Origin of the sequence: Paenibacillus sp. LjRoot56 (assembly GCF_964253335.1) — a bacterium.
In the GTDB taxonomy this organism is placed as follows: Bacteria; Bacillota; Bacilli; order Paenibacillales; family NBRC-103111; genus Paenibacillus_E; species Paenibacillus_E allorhizoplanae.
On sequence record NZ_CAXURV020000001.1, the window covers coordinates 1,510,561 to 1,531,219 of the forward strand.

General features: G+C 43.5%; 16 protein-coding genes. 13 read left to right on the forward strand and 3 right to left on the reverse strand.

Annotation, left to right across the window (positions count from 1 at the left end; translation table 11 throughout):
- Positions 1-27: 27 nt before the first annotated feature.
- The 4 genes from ACSQ8O_RS06840 to arfA all read left to right on the forward strand — a co-directional run bounded on the left by ACSQ8O_RS06840 (position 28) and on the right by arfA (position 6,895).
- A complete protein-coding gene (locus ACSQ8O_RS06840; protein WP_436240957.1) occupies positions 28-951 on the forward strand; it encodes a carbohydrate ABC transporter permease in 924 nt (307 codons plus the stop codon).
- A complete protein-coding gene (locus tag ACSQ8O_RS06845) occupies positions 948-1,817 on the forward strand; it encodes a carbohydrate ABC transporter permease (protein WP_236288534.1) in 870 nt (289 codons plus the stop codon). The genes ACSQ8O_RS06840 and ACSQ8O_RS06845 overlap by 4 nt, the downstream gene beginning before the upstream one ends.
- Positions 1,818-2,166: 349 nt before the next feature.
- Positions 2,167-5,277 (forward strand): DUF5695 domain-containing protein, encoded by a 3,111-nt coding sequence (locus ACSQ8O_RS06850; RefSeq protein ID WP_436240958.1) that lies wholly within the window; start codon positions 2,167-2,169, stop codon positions 5,275-5,277.
- A gap of 106 nt (positions 5,278-5,383) precedes the next feature.
- Complete coding sequence (gene arfA / locus ACSQ8O_RS06855) at positions 5,384-6,895, forward strand: arabinosylfuranosidase ArfA (RefSeq protein WP_436240959.1); 1,512 nt, start codon at positions 5,384-5,386, stop codon at positions 6,893-6,895.
- A gap of 249 nt (positions 6,896-7,144) precedes the next feature.
- Here the strand turns inward: arfA and ACSQ8O_RS06860 are convergent, their stop codons facing one another.
- The 3 genes from ACSQ8O_RS06860 to ACSQ8O_RS06870 all read right to left on the reverse strand — a co-directional run bounded on the left by ACSQ8O_RS06860 (position 7,145) and on the right by ACSQ8O_RS06870 (position 9,564).
- On the reverse strand, positions 7,145-8,020 hold the full coding sequence (locus ACSQ8O_RS06860; RefSeq protein WP_436241959.1) for an IS3 family transposase: 876 nt from the start codon (positions 8,018-8,020) through the stop codon (positions 7,145-7,147).
- A complete protein-coding gene (locus ACSQ8O_RS06865) occupies positions 8,017-8,313 on the reverse strand; it encodes a transposase (protein WP_056620178.1) in 297 nt (98 codons plus the stop codon). The genes ACSQ8O_RS06860 and ACSQ8O_RS06865 overlap by 4 nt, the downstream gene beginning before the upstream one ends.
- Before the next feature lie 360 nt (positions 8,314-8,673).
- Complete coding sequence (locus ACSQ8O_RS06870; protein ID WP_056608686.1) at positions 8,674-9,564, reverse strand: AraC family transcriptional regulator; 891 nt, start codon at positions 9,562-9,564, stop codon at positions 8,674-8,676.
- Positions 9,565-9,797: 233 nt separating this feature from the next.
- Here ACSQ8O_RS06870 and ACSQ8O_RS06875 point away from each other — a divergent pair, with 233 nt between their 5' ends.
- From ACSQ8O_RS06875 to ACSQ8O_RS06915, 9 genes are all read left to right on the forward strand, one after another.
- Positions 9,798-10,568 carry an NUDIX domain-containing protein gene (locus tag ACSQ8O_RS06875; protein WP_436240960.1) on the forward strand — a complete coding sequence of 257 codons (771 nt, stop codon included), beginning with the start codon at positions 9,798-9,800 and terminating at the stop codon, positions 10,566-10,568.
- A 78-nt stretch (positions 10,569-10,646) separates the two neighbouring features.
- Positions 10,647-11,312: a nicotinamide riboside transporter PnuC gene (pnuC, locus tag ACSQ8O_RS06880; protein ID WP_436240961.1), complete on the forward strand. Its 666-nt coding sequence runs from the start codon at positions 10,647-10,649 to the stop codon at positions 11,310-11,312.
- Positions 11,288-12,331, forward strand: a complete 1,044-nt coding sequence (locus ACSQ8O_RS06885) for an AAA family ATPase (RefSeq protein ID WP_436240962.1) — start codon at positions 11,288-11,290, stop codon at positions 12,329-12,331. The genes pnuC and ACSQ8O_RS06885 overlap by 25 nt, the downstream gene beginning before the upstream one ends.
- 5 nt (positions 12,332-12,336) lie before the next feature.
- Positions 12,337-13,224, forward strand: a complete 888-nt coding sequence (locus ACSQ8O_RS06890) for an ADP-ribosylglycohydrolase family protein (protein ID WP_436240963.1) — start codon at positions 12,337-12,339, stop codon at positions 13,222-13,224.
- A 469-nt stretch (positions 13,225-13,693) separates the two neighbouring features.
- Entirely contained in the window at positions 13,694-14,641 is a 948-nt protein-coding gene (locus ACSQ8O_RS06895) for an ABC transporter permease (protein ID WP_056608699.1), read from the forward strand.
- Between the two features lie 13 nt (positions 14,642-14,654).
- Positions 14,655-15,524: a carbohydrate ABC transporter permease gene (locus tag ACSQ8O_RS06900; protein WP_436240964.1), complete on the forward strand. Its 870-nt coding sequence runs from the start codon at positions 14,655-14,657 to the stop codon at positions 15,522-15,524.
- A 71-nt stretch (positions 15,525-15,595) separates the two neighbouring features.
- A complete protein-coding gene (locus ACSQ8O_RS06905) occupies positions 15,596-17,182 on the forward strand; it encodes an extracellular solute-binding protein (RefSeq protein ID WP_436240965.1) in 1,587 nt (528 codons plus the stop codon).
- A gap of 88 nt (positions 17,183-17,270) precedes the next feature.
- Positions 17,271-19,010, forward strand: a complete 1,740-nt coding sequence (locus tag ACSQ8O_RS06910) for a sensor histidine kinase (RefSeq protein ID WP_436240966.1) — start codon at positions 17,271-17,273, stop codon at positions 19,008-19,010.
- Entirely contained in the window at positions 19,007-20,632 is a 1,626-nt protein-coding gene (locus ACSQ8O_RS06915) for a response regulator (protein WP_436240967.1), read from the forward strand. Before ACSQ8O_RS06910 ends, ACSQ8O_RS06915 begins: the two co-directional genes overlap by 4 nt.
- Positions 20,633-20,659 lie beyond the last annotated feature (27 nt).

The following is a 20,659-nucleotide window of genomic DNA, read 5'->3' on the forward strand; positions in this document are numbered from 1 at the left end:
CTTCACATATGAGGTGGGGGGCAAGATATGGAAACCTTTAATAAACCTCAGCAACGCCGTTCCCGCTTTCATTCAAGCGAGGCAAGTGTTGCTTACATATGCTTGATTCCAGCAATACTCGGATTAATCTTCCTGACCTATCTACCTCTTCTCGGCGTGTTGGGAATAAGTATGACGAATTGGACGGGGCTAAAAAACCCCGAATTCATCGGCATCAGCAATTACATCACGCTATTTACCACCGATCCTTATATTAAAGATTCAATTATAGCAACGCTCTACTTCGCATTTTTATCCGTAGCCGGAAGCATGGTTTATTCACTTTTCATCGCGATGCTGTTGAATCGTAAAATTCCGGCAAGAGGATTCTTCAGAGCCGTATTCTATGTGCCTTTCGTTTTGCCTGCTGCCGCTATATATGTAGGATGGTCCTGGCTTTACGAGGCGAATTTTGGTTTCTTCAACTATCTTCTCTCCGAAATTGGTTTGAACAAAGTTCTCTTTATCGCGGATTCCAATTACGTAATCCCATCTCTTTCATTGATTGCGGTCTGGCTGTCGGGGAACTTAATCGTTATTTTTTTGGCAGGGCTTCAGAGCGTTCCGAGCGTCTATCATGAGGCGGCTGAAATGGATGGCGCCAACGGATGGAATCGCTTCCGGCATATCACCTTACCTTGTATGACGCCGATCATCTTTTACAACCTGTTGCTAAGCCTGATTGCCAATCTCCAAGTCGTTACGCCGGCCCTTGCACTGACCAATGGTGGTCCGGGCAACTCTTCCCGATTCATGACTTATCTGATGTATGATCAGGCTTTCGTCAATTACAAGCTGGGCTATGCCTGCGCGACGACCTTTATTATTTTCGCCATTCTTGCCGCTTTTACTGCCGTTTTGTTCAAGACGTCGAAACGGTGGATCTTTTCCGAAGGAGACGACGATAAATGAGCGAAGTCGCATACGCCAGATTGAAGAGCAAGAAACGCAGTGAACGAACGATGAACGTGCTTACACTTATAGTCGTCATTGTATTTGCCCTCATCGTACTCTTCCCGATTTGGTGGATATTCCGTACGTCACTGATGACGAATCCCGAGATCTACAAATATCCGCCGTCTCTTATACCGAAAAATTGGTTGTTTTCCAATTATGAAAAAACATTGAATATATTTAAATTTTGGAAGTATCTGTGGAATACAATGATCATTATCGTTCCTTCCTGTTTGGGGGGGACGTTCACGGCTACCTTGTGCGGATATGCCTTTGCGAGGTTGCGGTTTAGAGGCAAACAATTGATCTGGATTCTTTGCGTCGGTTCAATGCTCTTGCCTGCCATGGTTACGCTCATTCCCCTCTACATTGGATGGACACGGGGGTTGGGACTCCATGACAGCTATCTGCCATTGATTTTGCCCTATTTTTGCGGGGGCGGCGCTTTTAATATCTTTTTGATCAGGCAGTTCATTCTCTCCATACCGAGAGAACTCGACCAAGCAGCAACGATAGACGGCGCCGGGTACTTCCGGATTTTGTTCAGCATTATTATGCCGGCGATCAAGCCCGCTATGATCGTCGTTGCCTTGTTTATTTTCATCGGATTATGGAATGATTTGCTCCAACAGATGATCTACATTAATTCGAGCGATAAATTCACCATAGCGTTGGGGCTTACCAATTTTAAAGGTCAATTAAAGCAAGATTGGTCGTTGACGATGGCAGCCACGTGCCTGTCTTTTGCGCCAGGCGTCATTTTCTACCTGATTGGTCAAAAGTATTTTGTAGAGGGAATCACGTTGACCGGTATGAAAAGTTAATCTGGAATGAGCAAAAAGAACCCCCTTGAAGGATAATCCTTTAGGGGGTTTTTAGGTTGATATTTTTAAAGAAAATTCCTGCGACATTAGTTCATATAGTGTAAAAATAGGTTGTGAAACTTAAAGTAAATCGCACAAATTTTAGATATGATAGAAAATGTAAGCGCTACAAATTCAACAAATAAGGAGGTGTGCCGCAAAGGATGATAGCACGATACAGCCAGGATTTAAACCTAATGGTAAGAGAAATCCCCGCTAAATGTCGAAGAAATCTAAGATGAGAAAGAGAGGCTACTTAATGAAGCAAATACTTAGTAAGTATTGGAGTAAGATGTCAAAATCACAACGTATGCAACTGTTTGCAGCATCTACGTTTACTGCAGCAGCCATTCTGTTGGTACCGCAACTCGCTTCAGCGAATACAATTACGAACAGTAATTTTACGGTTCAGACGGGTACGAATGGCGAAATTACTTCTCTACAGATTGGCGGGGATACATATCCAACCAATTATGTCATGAATGCAACGAATGCCCCGAATCAGAATACAGCTGATCATCAATGGGTTGGGGAGCTTATGTTTACGTATAAGCTTGGAACAGGGGCTTGGACACAAGCGCTTTCGAGTAAATCAGCGGATGGCAGAACCACTTCCCAGACGGGCAATACCGTCAATATTACGTATCAGAATTCAACCAACAGTGCAGGGATTAAAAACTTCAAAGTGGATGAATCGTATTCCCTCGTGAGTGACTATTTGAAATGGCAAATTACCGTTACCAATACGAGCACGCAAACTTTGGAAATCGGAGATTTCGGCCTCCCGCTCCCCTTCAATGAATTCTTCACTGCCGGCAATAATGACGAAATCTATGAGACACGTGTCATTACACATGCTTTTATCGGTAACAATAGTTCGTATATCGTGGCGCAGCGCCCTAGCGGTATTGGCCCTTCTCTGCTTATGGTACCTGACACGACGACGGGAGCGGGACTTGAGTATCAAGACAATTGGCGCGTTGAGGAGCATCCAGGCAGCATGTGGGCAGCGGATCAAGGCGGCTATGCGAAGGGTCTGAATGTGTACTATATCCACTCCAATGTGATTAAAAGCAATGGTCGTGGATATTTGCCCAACACGAGCCTAACGTTAGCACCAGGCGCAAGTAAAACGTATGCCTTCAAATTTTTCAAAGCTGCAGATGAGTATGCCGTTCAAGATAGGCTGTATAGCGAAGGTATGGTTGATTTCAATGTGGTTCCTGGCATGATTGTACCAACGAATCAGACGGCTAAGTTCGATTTGCACACATCCAAAACGATTACTGCCGTTACGCCGCAATACCCATCCGAGACGACAATTACGTCTTTAGGTACAACGGGAACGGATCACAAATTGTATCAGATGACGATGACCCATTTGGGACAGAACAATATTACGGTTACGTACGGCTCAGGGGAGAAGACAGTTCTCCAATTCTATGCCATTGAACCTATTGATGCGGCATTACAGCGACATTCGACGTTCATGGTGAACAATCAACAATGGAATGTGCCAGGGGATATTCGCGATAAAGTGTTCGACGACTGGATGATGCAGACCAAAGCCAAGCGGAACAATTTTGCTGGATACTGGGGTTGGGGAGATGATTGGGGGCTTACACATGGTCAATTCCTTGCAGAAAAAAATGCGATTACGCCTATCGCTTCTGAAGTAACAGCCGTAGATAATTATTTGGAAACGGCCGTATGGACGAATTTGATGAATGGCCATCATACCGATTATCTTGTTCCAGATTTTCTAATGGCACAGCCGAATACAACGCCAACCTATCGGGGCTATGCGTATCCGCATATTTATAATACGTACTTCAGTATGTATAAAATTGCTAAGCTGTACCCAAATCTTGTGACATATAAGAATCCCAAAAATACGTATTTGCTTCGCGCATATAATGTGTTCAAAGCCTTGTATGACGGGCCTGTTGCCTACAACTGGGAGACCGGATTAATGGGTGAGTTAACGACACCTGACATCATTAAAGCACTTCAAGATGAGGGCTATACGACACAAGCGAACGATATCATCAGCAAAATGGCAACGAAATATAGCAATTTTTCAGCAAATTCCTATCCATACGGATCAGAATACAGCTATGACAATACTGGTGAAGAATCGGTTTACATGCTGGCTAAGATGAATAACAACACGACAATCAGAGGTAAAATCAATGCAAAGACCAGAGCAGCACGTGGTCATATGCCGGTATGGTATTACTACACGGATCCTGTAACCATAACGGGGGACAATTGGTGGAATTTCCAATACAGTACGTCACTTGCAGGCTATGCGATGGATGACTGGATTCGTACGAATTCTACGAAACCTGAGCAAGAGCAACGGTTATCCTATGCGGCTAAAATAGCGAATATCGGTGCGATCAATTCTGGTCAAATCAGTAGTGATGCAGCGAATATCGGTGCTGTTTCTTGGACTTACCAGGCAAGTAAGGGAAATAATGGCGCTCTAGGCCTTGACGGCGGTCCTCTATTTAATGGATGGCGCGGGATGAGCGGAGAAGCTGATCTTGGGCTGTTCGGTGCTTTGAAAATTCTAAGTGCGGATGTGGCCGTTGATCCCATCTTTGGCTTGTATGGCTATGGGGCGGACGTTACCTTGAGCAGCGGGAAATATACGATTACGCCGAAGGACGGATTGTTTAAACGTTTGCATCTCATTACAGAGAAATTCTCCATGGAGCTTGAGCGCGACCAGTATACATCGGCTATCGTGGCTACAGCTAAGAATGATGTGAACTTTACTTTAAAAAATTCCACCACAACAGCAGCCCATGTTACGAAAGTCACGTTCACGGGTCTTGCAGCAGGTACCTATAATGTGCTTGTGAACAACGTGCAAACAGGCACGGTGACGGCGACGTCAGGTGCTAAAACCATCGTTAATCTTAGCATTGGAACGAATGCTACGTACGATGTGAAACTGCAAGTAGGCACACCGTCAGGGCCTCAAGACGTTGCACCGCAAGGAACAGCGACGACTTCGTTCGTATCAGCTTGGGAAAGCCTTGCAGGTCTGAACGATGGTTATGCACCAACAAGTTCAAATGATAGAGGACATTCTGTGTATGGAAACTGGGATAATCCAGGTACGACACAATGGGTGCAATACGACTTTGCATCAGCGAAAACAGTATCCAGTACAGCGATCTATTGGTTTGACGATAATCAAGGTATCGATCTCCCCGCTTCCTATACCATACAGTATTGGAATGGAACCGCATGGGTTAATGTAGCAAGCCCATCAGGACTAGGGGTTGTCGCCAATCAATACAACACGACGACATTCACGCCTGTTTCTACCACCAAAATCCGTGTCAACATAACAGCCAAAGCAACCACATCAACAGGAATTGAATCGTGGAGAGTATTCGGAACATAATCCATTTAATAGAGGCTGCCTCTAGGATCTTTGTAGATCTGAAGGGCAGCTTTCCTATGAAAAATAGCACAATGGCTTGGTAACTGAAATAAGGAGGAAGAGAGAGATGACGACTGTGTTAAAAGCGAGCATAAAGTTGGACAAAGATTTTCGAATTGCTGAAGTCGATGAGCGCATTTACGGATCTTTCATTGAACACTTGGGGCGTGCTGTTTATGGCGGCATTTATGAGCCTGGACACCCTGCAGCAGATGAGCAAGGTTTTAGGCAGGATGTTAGTGAGATGATTAATGAAATCGGTGTCCCTATCGTTCGTTATCCAGGGGGCAATTTCGTCTCGGGCTACAACTGGGAGGATGGTGTCGGACCGATTAGTGGTAGACCTGCCAAGCTGGAGTTGGCATGGCGTGTACTAGAACCGAATTTATTTGGCACAAATGAATTTCTCGCATGGACCAAACAAGTTAGAGCACAAGCAATGATGGCTGTAAACTTAGGGACTAGAGGGATCGATGATGCCAGAAACTTGGTGGAGTATTGCAATCATCCTGCGGGATCGTATTGGAGCAATTTAAGAATTGCTCACGGTTATCCAGAGGCTTACGGGATCAAGACGTGGTGTTTAGGCAATGAGATGGATGGACCCTGGCAAATTGGTGCCAAAACGGCAGACGAGTATGGTCGATTGGCGAATGAAACAGCGAAAGCGATGAAATTGGTTGATCCGACGATCGAGTTAGTGGTATGTGGAAGTTCTTTCCGAAATATGCCAACCTATGCGGAGTGGGAAGCCACCGTACTGGACCGTACGTATGATAATGTGGACTACCTATCCTTACATACGTACTATGGAAACGCAGATAATGACACCGCGAACTACTTGGCTAAATCGCTGGATATGACAGCCTTTATACAAGAGATTATTGCGGTATGTGATTATATAAAAGCTAAAAAGAGAAGTAAAAAAACCATGATGCTTTCTTTCGATGAATGGAATGTATGGTTTCATACTTTGGAGTCAGACAAGAAGATAGAACCGTGGCAATTTGCGCCTCCACAGCTTGAAGATGTGTATACCTTGGAGGACGCACTGATGGTAGGCACGATGCTGATCACACTATTAAAACATGCGGATCGCGTGAAAATTGCCTGCTTAGCGCAGTTAGTGAATGTCATAGCCCCTATTATGACGCAAACAGGTGGACCTGCTTGGCGCCAAACGATTTTTTATCCATATATGCACGCCTCTGTTTATGGGAGAGGATCCGTGCTGCATGCGTTTATAGACTCTCCTAAATATGATACGAAGGACTACACGGATATCCCCTATCTGGATAGCGTTGTTGTTCATCAGGAAGAGAAGGACGAACTTACGATATTTGCAGTTAATAAGAGTCTTGATTCCTCATTAGTTGTTTCATGCGATTTGCGCAGCTTTGAGGGATACCGCGTGGTAGAACACATCGTATTGGAAAACAGGGATGTCAAAGCTGTGAATACGATGAATCATCCTAATCGAGTGACACCGCATAGTGATGGCGATGCTGCCATTCAAGACGATATGCTAATCGGAACATTGCCAAGGTTATCTTGGAATGTGATACGACTGCGCAAGTAAGTGAACGAGAGATGATGAAATGAATAGGATTGAGGGGGAGTTCCTTACTATGCGTGGGGGAACCGCGGGTGGAGAAATGATGGTTTGGGTCAAAGCGTTTCAATAAAAGTTCAATATCTGATAAGTAGCCAGTAACCTTGAGCAATTTAGGTTGCTGGCTATTTATTTAAGTAAGCGAAGTTACCCTTCTGTGCACCAGATGAATAGATGGAAAACTGCTCTTCTGTCAAGAAAGTGGACGTCACTAAGTTATGCGACCTGCTGGTAGTATAGCTGCTCAAATTGCTCAGGTGACATGTAACCAATTGTGCTATTCGACCTTGTCCTGTTGTAAAAGAACTCAAGATACCGATACAACTTCTGCTGAGCTTCTTGTTTGGTCTTGAATTTTGGGTTGCTGTAGATGAATTCACGCTTCAAAATGCTATGAAATGCCTCAATACAGGCATTGTCATAACAGTTTCCTTTTCGACTCATACTTGACGTTATCCCGTAGTTTTCGAGCTGTTTGCGGTACTCTTTGGACGCATATTGAGAACCTCGGTCGGAATGGTGAATCAGGTCTTCTCCAGGCTTCTTCACGCTATAAGCCTTCTTAAGTGCATCTAAGACGAGATCCGTTGTCATTCGGTCACACAGTTTCCATCCAACAATTTGCTTTGTGTAAAGATCTAATATGCTTGCAAGGTAGAGCTTTCCTTGACGGCATGGAATGTAAGTAATATCTGCTACCCATTTTTCATTTGGCTTCGTTGCAGCAAAATCTTGCTGAAGGAGATTGGGAGCAATCGGCTGATCGTGGTTCGAATCTGTTGTTTGAACTCTAAATTTCCGTGCCATACAAGAGCGTAGACCTTGTTCACGCATAATGAGGCCGACCGTCCGTTCCGATACACACAAGCCTTCCTTCAAAAGTTCTTTGTGTATTCGTGGGCTGCCATAGATTTCATGCTTGAGTTGAAAGTAATACTTAATACGATCTGCTAGTTCCTCCTTACGCTTGCACTGCTCAGAGACGTCAGCTGTTTTCCATTTGTAATATCCGCTCTTGGACACTTTTAGAACGTTGCACATCTTCTCCAATCGAAACTCAGAGCGGTGATCTTCAATAAACTGAAATCTCAGTTCCTTTCTTTGCTGAAGATGTGCATGGCCTTTTTTAGAATCGCGATCTCTTCCTTTAGATCTTCGATTTCCCGTTTCTGATCATCAATGAGTTGAGACTGCTCACGGAGGTTTTCCACTTTGTTCACAGGCTCATGATCAAACTCACGGTATTTCCCCAGCCAATTTCGAAGAGTACCAGGATTAATATTCAACTCGTCCGCGATATGCTCTAAGGATTTAGTCTGCTCTTGTACATACTTTACAGCTTCACGTTTAAAAGTTTCATTATATCGTTGTCTTGATTCGCTCATGGACAGACACCTCTTAGTTAGTTGTTAAGATTATTATTACTTCTACACTAAGAGACGTCCACTTCTTATTCTAAGTGCAAATATACAGTTAAAAATTGGGGGTTTGTGATCGAACGCCGAGTAGATGGAAAACCTGCAGTTAATTTTGATCATTTTACTCCATCTGAACAAAAAAGGCAGTTTTAACTACATGTTTTACAGTTAAATCGAATTGTCGAGGAAATTCCTCGAAAATAGCTGTATATATTCCAGTTAATCAAATGTGTGAATTACAAGGCCACGCCAAACCTACAAATGAACTCGACCAACAAGGTCCTCCGGCGGAGATCCCGTGTTCGCGTCTCATGCTGGGCATGACGGTCATGAATGGCCTGTATAGTTTTTACGAAAATTTAAAGGAGAGATCCCTTCTTTGGTAGAGAAGCAGTGTGAGAAGTAGGAGGCGTGTTGAAAGCCGCTCTCTTCCGCAACTCTCGCCATGGTCCAATTGGTCTGAATCAGCAACTTCTTGGACTGTTCGATACGAAATTGAAGCAAATAATCATTAGGTGTCATCCCGAACACCTTCAACATACATTTGGCAATGTAATTAGGATGATAATTAAGATGCTCTTGCAAGAGGGCATTGGATATTTTCTTCGTATAATTTTGGCGAATAAATAGCTCCACTTTCTCAGCTAAATGAAACGCAGTCATGTCGGTTGTTGAAATTAATTCACGGTTAATATGCTGCATAAACAATTGAAAGGTATTCTGTTTCCTCCAATTGCGTTGGGAGCGCGACTCCTGTTCCAAATCGAAGAAATATTCTAAGATTTCTAAGGCTTTGTGATTCAGTTTCATATATTTGGGGATAAATATGGAATTCACTTCCGCATGATTTAGGAAAGCCTTCTGTTTGTGATCCTCAATGAGAGCATTCTGATTCGCTAAACACGCATCCATATCCATGTACTCATCCCAAGCGCCATACGTATGGAAATGGATCCAAAGGATTTCAGCTTCTTGCTCACAAGGAGCCGTTCCGAAATGCGAGAGATCGGGTCTTAGAATGATGGCATCATTAGGCTGAAGTGTCCATTCATTCGTACCTTCTCCGATGAATATAGTCCCTTTCTTAACGACGATGAGGTCGAAGGCACCGATGTTTGTCCTACTTATATGACTCTCCCCAATTTCATAGTAAGCGCTTCCGCAATCTAAGAAATAAGGAATCGGTGGAGCAATGAAGTGAAGAACGGTTGGTTTCATGGCCTACCTCGTTAAGATCGAATTTGTATCCAACATCTGTGATGGATATGCTTATTTATATTTTACGTGAAGTGCCATGCGAAAGAAAGTGATTTTGGCGAAATATAGCGAGAATATGAGTCCTTTTACAGAAGGACATAGTCAAACGGGCTAAAGCCCACTTGACATCCAATTTAAATATGTCATAATGATAATATCAAATTGACATTAAAGTTACGAAAGCAGGTGCCACAATGGACACGAACGAAAAAGAGTCGAACTACTCCTCCCAGAAGTATCGGACACCGGACGGTGCACCGAGTGATATTGTCATTTTCACCATTAACGCAACGGAAAAGAACACAACCAAAAAGGCGCTGCCTATTAGGGAACTAAAGGTTCTACTCATTCAAAGAAAACAATGGCCATTCGAAGGCCATTGGGCATTACCTGGTGGGTTTTGCCAAGAGTCAGAGAGTATGTATGCATGTGCACGGAGGGAGCTTCAAGAGGAGACTGGCGTCGCGGATGTTCATATGGAATATTTTAACGTCTATAGTGAACCGGGACGTGATCCGAGAGGATGGATTATCTCTCATGCTTTCTATGCCTTAGTTAACGAGAAAATGTTGGCTGAAAGACGCGCCGACACAGATGCTTCGGATGTGCAATTATTTACGGTTGAGGAAGCACTAAAGTTAGAGTTGGCTTTTGATCATAGGCAGATATTGACGGACGCCTTGCATCAGATTCAGAAAAAGATGCTAACGACAACCATTGCCAAGGAATTTCTTCCCGAAGAGTTCACCATCGGTGAGCTGTACCAAGTGATTCAAACGGTCGTGCCGCATTTTGAGGAAAGCAACTTCATTCGTAAAATCACATCTACCCAAAGCCGCAAAGGTATTATTGAAGAAGCGGTGGATCGTAATGGAGAGCCGAAGCTTTCCAATCGCTACTCGCAAAGAGCCGCACAGCTCTATCGCTTTACTGATTTGACGCCTCAGCTGTCGATTTACAGCTAGGCGCTTCTCTATTACCTTTTGATAATGTCATAATGATAGTATTGTTAGCTTGGAGTTAAACTTAAGGAGGCGTTACGTATGAGAAAAGCATGGTCATTCTTGGCATTATTCGTCTGTATGGTCGCCATTGCGATATACACCTCATCAACAGCAATCGAAATCATTGCGACTACGACAGGTTTGTTGTGCGTATGGTTAACAGCGAAGGAACATATATGGTCTTGGCCAGTTGGACTGGTCAATGTGGGTTGTTTCTTCGTGATGTTTTGGGAAGCGAAATTATATGCGGATACGATGCTGCAAGTGTTCTTTTTCATATTAAGCGTGTATGGTTGGATCATTTGGCTGACGAAAAGAGAGGATACCAAGGTGCGTCCGACTAGAAAAATAACATTACGACTCACGTTCCTATTAAGTATATTCTTGGTGGTGATGACCCTGCTCTGGGGCTATGTTCTACAAACATACACAGATGCCTCGATTCCCTATGCGGATGCTTTCATTGCTACTTTAAGCCTCATAGCACAGTATCTACTTTCGTCAAAAGTGCTAGAGAATTGGCTCATCTGGATTGCTGTCGATGTGCTGTCGGTAGCGATGTATGCCTACAAAGATTTGTATGCAGTTGCCTTCCTTTACCTTATTTTCTTGTTTATCGCTATTGCTGGCTATGTGGGATGGAAACGGGCGTTACACATGGAAGATCGGAGGGGGTTCCTATGTCACAACACAGAACAGGCTTAACACTTGGGAAGTTTGCACCTTTGCATGCGGGTCATCAATACATGATCGAGACTGCGATCAAGGAGATGGATGAGGTGATCGTTGTCATCTACGATTGTCCCGAAACGACGGATATCCCTTTGCGAGTGCGATCCAATTGGATACGTACCCTCTATCCGCAGGTGCAGGTTATCGAAGCGTGGGACGGTCCCCTTGAAATAGGCGATACGCCAGCGATTAAAAGGATGCATGAGGCCTATATCCTGCAGAAGTTGGAGGGGCGGAAGATCACACATTTCTATTCCAGTGAGTTTTATGGTGATCACATGAGCATGGCTTTAGGGGCAGTGAATCGCCAGGTTGATTCAGATCGGAACACGTTTCCAGTTTCGGGCACGCAAGTGAGGGGGAACCCTTTTGACAATAGAAAGTTTCTGAGTCCGGTTGTTTATAAAGATCTGATTACGAAAGTCGTATTTCTTGGCGCTCCCTCGACGGGCAAATCCACACTTACCGCTTATATGGCGAAACAGATGAATACAAGCTGGATGGTGGAGTATGGACGGGAATATTGGGAGAAGCACCAGGTAGATCGCAGATTATCGTTAGAGCAGTTGGAGGAGATTGCGGAGGGGCATTTGGAAAGGGAGGAGCTTATGTTGAAGGAGGCGCGGGATATTCTCTTCGTGGATACCAATGCGATTACAACGTATATGTTCTCTCATTATTATCACGGTAAGGCTACACCACGTTTGACTCAACTGGCAGTGGATGCGGCGTCGCGGTATGAGCTGGTTTTTGTTTGCGATACCGATATTCCTTATGCAGATACGTGGGATCGTTCGGGGGAGGTTCAGCGGTTTGTGTTCCAGAAGCAGATCATCGCCGATCTCAAAATGAGGCAGATCCCGTATTTCCTATTACAAGGAACTCTTGAGGAGAGAGCGGAGCAAGTAAGTAAGATTTTGAAGACATATCATAAATATCATAGTTTGAGTGAATGTCTGATGACGCAAGCAGGTAGTGGGGGAAGGGAGTAATAAGCATGAACAAACACGACTTGTTGGATAAAATCAAAGGAGGGATCTACGGTGTCGCGATCGGTGATGCGTTGGGCGGCACGACTGAGTTCATGAGTGTCAGAGAAATCCAAGCAAGATACGGATATTTGAAGGAGATCATTGGCGGGGGCGTTTGGCGATTGGAGCCTGGTGAAGTGACGGACGACACGATGATGACGTTGTGTGTGGCGGAGGGGATATTGGAAAATCCAGCGCACCCTTTGGATGCTATCGGTGATCAGTTCATGAAATGGTATCAAACGAGGCCGAAAGATATCGGTAACATCATCCGACATACGTTTGAAAATGTGGAGGACAGTTGGTTCGAGGCGGCATACGTAACGCATATTGAAATGGGCCAAAGTGCTGGGAATGGTTCACTGATGCGTTGTTTGCCAGTAGCGTTGGCGTACACCGAGTGGAAAGATATCGAGCGGATTTCCCATATGCAATCGAAAATGACTCACTATGACGAAAGATGCAATGAAGCTTGCATCCTCTACAATCGCATTGCTTTTCGTCTGCTGCAGGGAGAAGAATTGAAAGATGTGATTCAGCAGGAGCTGATAGGAACGGAGTATGAACGTATACTCACATCCGAACCAAATTGCGAAGCAACCGGCTTTGTTGTGCATACGTTCCGCTGGGTACTTCACATTTTGCTGGAAGCTTCAGACTTTAGTGAAGTTGTTCAAAAGGCGGCTAATCTAGGCGGAGACTCGGATACGATAGGTGCCATTGCTGGCGGGTTGGCAGGTATTTATTATGGCTATGAGGGGATTCCGGCAAAGTATGCCGAGGTGATCCTGATTAGAGAGCGGTTGGATGAGCTAGCGGTGAGGTTGGTTGGTGTGAGGGATGGGTTAAAGTAGTTGTGAAAATAACTTACGGACAAAGTGAAAGCACCAGAAAATGGTCGCGCTCACTCTGTCTGTTTTTTATTTCTGGGGTTTGGGTAAGCGAAGTGCTCCTGGCGCTGGTGCAGGCACAAGTATCGGCGCTAGCAACAGGGCGCAACAGGGCATCCCCATCCTGGCCAAGTGAATAACTGGATTTTCTGCAGCTAATTCAAGCGAAATCACGGCATTTCGCAAAATAACTGGATTTCCTCCCGTTATTTCAGGCCAATTTCGTCAAACGGGATATTTCAAGCATAATTAGATGTAGAAAATCCAGTTAAAATCCCCAAAGGTTTGTTTTGACCGAAAATAGATGTAGGATATCCAGTTAATCCCCAAAAGCTAGGCTACTTAATATCTTGTAAGAAATTCTAGAAATCACAGAAATTTATCCGACAGGCGGATGCTATTATACAAATATAAATAAAGACGAGGTGATGATATGCAAGCAAAACTGGCAACGGACGCCATTCCCACCCCCAAAAAGCAGGATTCATGGATAAGAACGATAAGCAGATATAAAGTGATGTATGCGCTCTTATTTCCGGCATTAGTGTACTTTGCCGTATTCAAATATATTCCTATGGCAGGAATCATTATTGCTTTTAAAAACTATAACCTCGCCTTGGGACTATGGGATAGCCCGTGGGTGGGATTGAAAAATTTCAAAGATTTTATCAATGGCGTTTATTTCTGGGACATTATGAGAAATACGATTATCATATCGCTGTATAAGCTATTGTTCGGTTTCTCTGCTCCTATCGTACTTGCTTTGCTTCTCAATGAAGTGTATACCCAATGGTTTAAGAAAATCGTGCAAACGATCACGTATTTGCCCCATTTTCTGTCATGGGTCATTGTTTATGGACTGATGGTGGCGTTATTAGCACCAGGGGATGGCCTTTTTAACATGATTTTTAAGCAAAATGGGATTCAACCTATCTCCTTTCTAACGGAACCTGCCTGGGGTAGACTGTTGATCATCCTATCTGAAATATGGAAGGATATTGGCTGGGGAGCGATATTATACCTTGCCGCATTAGCAGGCATTGATCCAAGTTTGTATGAAGCAGCTAGAATTGATGGGGCTTCCAAGTCAAGACAGCTATGGCATGTCACATTACCCGGCATTCGAGGCGTCATTATTCTGATGCTGATCCTCAAATTAAGTCATATTCTGGACGCAGGCTTTGACCAAATATTCATGTTTGCCAACAGCTTTAACCAGGAGAAGATCGACATTATCGACACATGGGTATACCGTGAAGGGTTGGAGCGTCTTAAGATTGGCTTAGCTACTGCTGTGGGGTTGTTTAAAGCTATCATCGGATTTGCTTTAGTTTTGGCAGCGAACAAGATTGCCAAAAAATTCGATGGGCAAATTTGGTGAGGTGGTTTTATACATGATTAATTTAACAGTCGGGGAAAAAGTATGGCAAGTAGTCGTATATTCTATTCTTATAATACTAGCCCTACTTTGCTTACTTCCCTTTTTATATGTGGTTGCTGTTTCAGTGACGCCAGAATCGGAAGTAGTAAGAAAAGGAATTGTGATTATTCCAGAATCCTTTACGTTCCTAGCCTATAAAGAAGTGTTCATTTCTCATGGTATAGGGCAGGCGTATAAAATTACGTTGTTTCGAACGATCGTAGGCACGGCGCTAAATGTGCTTTTTACGGTACTAGCTGCTTATCCGTTGTCCAAAAAATATTTGCCGGGGCGCAGCACATTTTTAATATTCATTGTGTTTACCATGATGTTCAGCGGAGGTTTAATTCCGACATATTTGTTAATCCGCTCTCTAGGATTGCTAAACAGTCCGTGGGTATTGATTATCCCGCATCTCATTAGTGCATTTAATCTGGTCATTATTAAAGGCTTTTTCGAGCAATTGCCTGCTGAAATCGAGGAATCGGCGAGGGTCGACGGCGCAAGTGAACTTCAAGCGCTTTGGAGGATCATTTTACCACTCTCTATGCCCGTGCTTGCTACGATTTCCTTATTTTACGCCGTGGGGCATTGGAACAGTTATTTCGATGCCATTGTTTACTTGAATGATGCGAACTTAATGCCGCTTCAAGTTGTCTTGCGCAACATTCTGCTTAACATTGCATCAGAAAGCGCTGAATCGATGGCCAATTCCGGAACGGTTAGCAAGTTCGCTGTGCAAATGGCTGCTGTCGTCGTAACGACGGTTCCGATTTTGATTGTTTATCCATTTATGCAGAAACATTTTACTAAAGGTGTACTTATGGGATCGATTAAAGGTTAAAAGGCAATTCCTACCTAGGTTGTTACGGGGACACCGTGATAATATATATACAAGCAAAAGGAGAGGTCAATATGGAACGTAAAAAGATTACATTTACTGTTCTGGCTGCTATCGTAGGGCTGGGAACGCTATTGTCAGCATGTGGGAACCAAGAAGAAGTTAAGCAGACAGCTTCGAGCAGCCCTCAATCCGAGGCTAACAAGTTTGCTACCAAAATGAAAATCTCGATGTTTAACCAAGGTACGTTCAATGCTGCCGCTCCGATACCTCCACGTGAGGAAGATATTCAACGCCAAATGTTGGAAAAGGCGATGAACATCGACTTGGATATGACGATTCCACAAGCTGGGCAAGCCACTACCAAACTGAATACCCTCATTGCTGGTGGGGATATTCCAGATTTGCTCTTCTTGAAGAGTCGATCCGATCTTGCGCAATATTATGACCAAGGCGTTCTTGCGGATTTGACGCCATACTTGGATCAATTTCCTGAATTGAAGAAGCGTTTTGCTAAAGACTCCTGGGAGGCGACATCCTATCTGGGCAAAACGATTGGGGTTCCCGGTTATGATAATGTAAACGGTATCAGTCGAAGTTACTTTATCCGCAACGATTGGTTAAAAAAGCTAGGTATGAAAGTGCCGACAACCCCTGACGAGTTGTTCGAAGTGATGAAAGCCTTTACGGAGAAAGACCCTGATGGAAACGGCAAGAATGATACGTACGGATTCATAGGCGGTATGAATAAAGAAGGCAATCTGCAAACCTACGGCTTCGATAGCTTGATGTGGATGTTTGGCGTCAATCCTCCCTCCGCCATTGATGTGAAAGATAACAAACCGGTGTACTTATTTATTGATCCTAAAATGAAGGAAGCGCTCGCTTACATCAATAAAATGATGACAGCGAAAGTTGTGGATCCAGATTGGGTGACGATGAATACGCCTGATTTGTTGGACCAAAAGTTATTTAAAGGTAAAGTTGGCTTCATGATCAGAGATGCCCGCAGACTAGAACCGGATTATCAGCAGAAAATGAAAGAAATCGGCGGAGAAGTACCGGAATGGATCGTTATTCCTCCAATGAAAGGGCCATACGGCGATCAAATCGTAGAGAGAAAATCGTTCCAAGGCAATTCATGGGCCATTTCCAAGAAAGCGGATAAGGACAAAATCATTCGAATCCTGTCTATGCTGGAATATATGTTTACGGACAAAGAAGCCTACCCGAATTTCGCATACGGAATTAAAGGAATTCATTGGGATGTCGTAGACGGCAAGATAAAAAATAAAAACTCTGAATTATCCAAGGAAGTGAAAGAAAAGTACTTATGGGTAGATCATTATAGAATGCCGCGTCGTGGCGATGATGCCGAGTACTTCAGCTTCCAGAATCCGAAGACGGCAGAAGCTTTCAACAACAATCAGCAATATGTAGGTCTTACTTTGCCTGGGAATTTGTTGACGGCAGACCCGAGCGATACTTTGGCAGCAGACCGCACACGTTTCATTAATGAAAGCTTAGTCAAATTTATGTCTGGGAAAGACCCGCTTACCAACTGGGACACTTTCCTCAAAACATTGGATACCAAGTTTGACATGCAAAAATATAAAGAAACAGCCGTTAAGCAATTTAAAGAAGCAGGTCTAATCAAGTAATAGACGAAGAGAGTGGCGATAAATCGCCCCTCTCTTTGTTGTCCTATGCTATGCTTAGTTTAATCCAGATTTAAAAGGAAGATGACCGATGCGAAGAAGAATCAGCTTGCCTATAAAACTATTTATGATTGTGTTTGCGTTCGTGTTAAGCTGCATCATATTGATAAGCCAATTGTCCTATCGCTATGTCCAGAAGGAAATAAGAACCAACGACATTTATTACACGAACCAAATATTGGACAAAGTTGACCAGTATCTAACGGTTAATTTTTCTTCCTTCCAGACGATCTTGTTCTCGGTCGAAACTTCGGTGAAAGCAAACATTGCCAATACGGAAGTGATTAAAAAGCAATTAAGAGAGCTCTATGAACTCAACAGTAATTACGTGAGTAACATTTACTTGATCAATAGTGATTTATCTATTCTAGGCGGAAGTACGACTACGCGAATTTTCGATGAACCTTTATCGGACAGAAAACCCTTATTTGATGCGGCCGACAAGAACAAACGGACTACATTTGTCAGTGATCCTTATAAATCGAAGTATTCCGGTTGGACCGTTACGATGGTGCGATATCTGAACGGCACTCCGACTCCTATGGCCATTGCTGTAGATTTGGATCTAAATGCGATTGAAGAAACTTTGTTTAAGATTAATAAAAAAGAACGAATGAATCTAGCTTTGATTACCACATCGGGTAAAATTATTGCTGGATTTTCGGAAAATAGAGGACCCCTAAGTATTCAAGATCATACGTTTTCAATCGGGGAAATGTCGGCAGAACAAATTCTGGATACGACGGGAACAAGCCTACAACTCCATACCAAAGATGGCTTACCGGTCTCCATTCTGAAGAAACCGACGGAGAAATTCAATTGGTTCCTCATCTCGATGAATGATGAATCTCGCATGGAAGCTGCGTTGTCCAGATTGGAAAACTATTATCTTGGACTTCTCGTTGCAGGCTTGCTACTAAGTTTGTTCATTTCCTTCTTTATTGCCAAATATATAAGGAATCCGCTCTATGCACTCAAAACAAAAATGAAGCGGGTAGAGCAAGGTGATTTGACAACGACAGTTACCATTAACCGAAACGATGAATTCGGTGACCTTTCCCTAGCCTTCGACCGTATGCTGCAGCAAATTGTGGAACTGATACGGCGAGCAGAGCTTCATAATGAACTGGAGCGGAAACTGGAAATCCAAGTGCTGCAATCTCAAATAAACCCTCATTTTCTCTATAATACGCTTGGATCAATCAGCAATGTCATACGTCTCGGACAAATAGAGAAAGTAGATGTAGTCATCGGGTCTCTCATTGCCATATTGGAATACGGGATCGCCGACGCTTCGGAGAAGGTTTCACTACGTCAGGAGTTGCGCAATGTATCGGACTATATCGCGATCCAGAACATCCGTTATAATAGGCACTTCCACTTGATTGAGCATATTGAAGAGGGGTTAATGGATTTTCCGGTTTTTCGTATGCTGCTGCAGCCCATTGTGGAAAATAGTATCTTCCATGGCTATAACGGAGGTGGAATCGAAGGTTCGATTACGATTCATGCGTACAGGAAGGGCGGCTTCGTTATGATCGAAGTCATTGATCAAGGCGAAGGCATTCCAGCGGATCGCATACAGCATATTTTAATCGCAGACCCGAATGATCTGGAAGTAAAAAGGAAAAGAATCGGGTTAAACAATATTCATGGTCGAATAAGACTTCACTACGGGGAGCAGTTCGGGCTCCAAATCATAAGCACACCTCAGGAGATGACCTGTGTTCGCGCCGTATTCCCAGTAGGTTCTTTTAAAGGAGATGTATGACGGTGAGAGACTACACCTGCTTCATTGTTGACGATGAAGATTTAATCATTCAACGCTTGGAATTATATTTTAGTGAGCTCTCCCATAAGGAAACGCGATTCCATTTAGTCGGGAAAGCGAATAATGGGCTGAAGGGGATCGAGGAGATTTTAAAGCTCAAACCGGACATCGTCATCTCCGATATCGTTATGCCGCGAATGGATGGGATTGCCATGATTGAGCAGTTAAAGCTGGAGCTGCCTCATACCCAATTCATTCTACTGACCGCCTATTCGACGTTTGAATATGCACAGCGAGCTATCCATGCCAACGTCATGGAGTACATTGTTAAGGTTCCCTTGAATGAAGCAGATTTGGATCGAGCTTTGGGTAAGGCAGCCGGCATTTTGGATGAGGTTAAGAAAAAAGAAGAGGAATTTCAATCTTTAAACGTATCTGTCCTTGAAAATAAATACAGGGTTCGCAAGCAATTTTTTAACGAACTGATCAGAGGGGAAATTCCTCCTCATCGGGCGTCGAATTTCGCCAATCGCATGGATTCCCAGTTCTTTCAAGCCAATTATTGCTGCTTTATTGTTGAAATGAATCTGTATGAAAGTTTCCGAAATGAATATTCAGCGGTTGACCAAAACATCTTAAAATATGCGATTACGAATGTTATCGAAGAAACGGTGATGAATAGTGGCAGGGGTGTAGCTACGGATCTATCCGATAATCGTTTTATTGGTTTTCTTTCCTGGGAAAATAATCGCAGTGAAATGGATACTGAATTTGCTTGCCAGGAATTAGGAAGTCAGATCGTCACCCATTTGCAGCAGTATTTGAATCAAAGGGTATCCGTAGCTTTTGGCGGTCCGCATCGAGGTTGGGAATCCATCAAACAAGCTTACACGGAGGCTCAAAATGTGAGTGAGGATTTCTATTATCATGCAGAAAAAGTAGTCAAAACACCCGCACATCGGTTCCAATACCGGAATGACAAAAGAGAGGAATTCCAGCAGAAACTGGCTGATTTTCTTGTAGGAGTGCAAAGACAAGTTTCCAAGGGTGAGCTGGAGAAAGAATTTGCTGAGTTAAACCAATTTGCTACTGATCATAAAATTCACAGGTCCATCATGGCACCTATGCTTCGAGATTTGTACAGAGACATCATTATGAAATTTAAATCGGGGAACACGTCGACCACGGAAATAGCCGAGTTTCCTATAGAATTTATGGCATTTCGAGAGCAACTTGCCTATATCAGTGACTTCACATTCGAATATGTACACGCCGGCCAACTTTTACATCGGGCAGAAATCATGAGAGCCATGCGCTTTATTGAGAAAAATCTGAAACAGCGTTTAACCTTGGAGGCTATTGCTGAGGATGTAAACTTAGCGCCATCGTATTTTAGCAGCCTATTTAAGAAAACAATGAACGAAGGTGTAATCAGCTACATCAACCGTAAAAAAATCCAACTGGCACTCGAACTGTTAAATGTTCAAGATTATTCGTTATTGGAATTGTGTGAGGAAGTAGGCATTGTCAATGAAGGGTATTTTTGCAAACTATTTAAAGAATATACCGGTGACACACCTAAGCAATATCGGATCAAAATGACACGGTATGAATCTAAATAAAATATGATTTTTTCTTGAAATCATGTA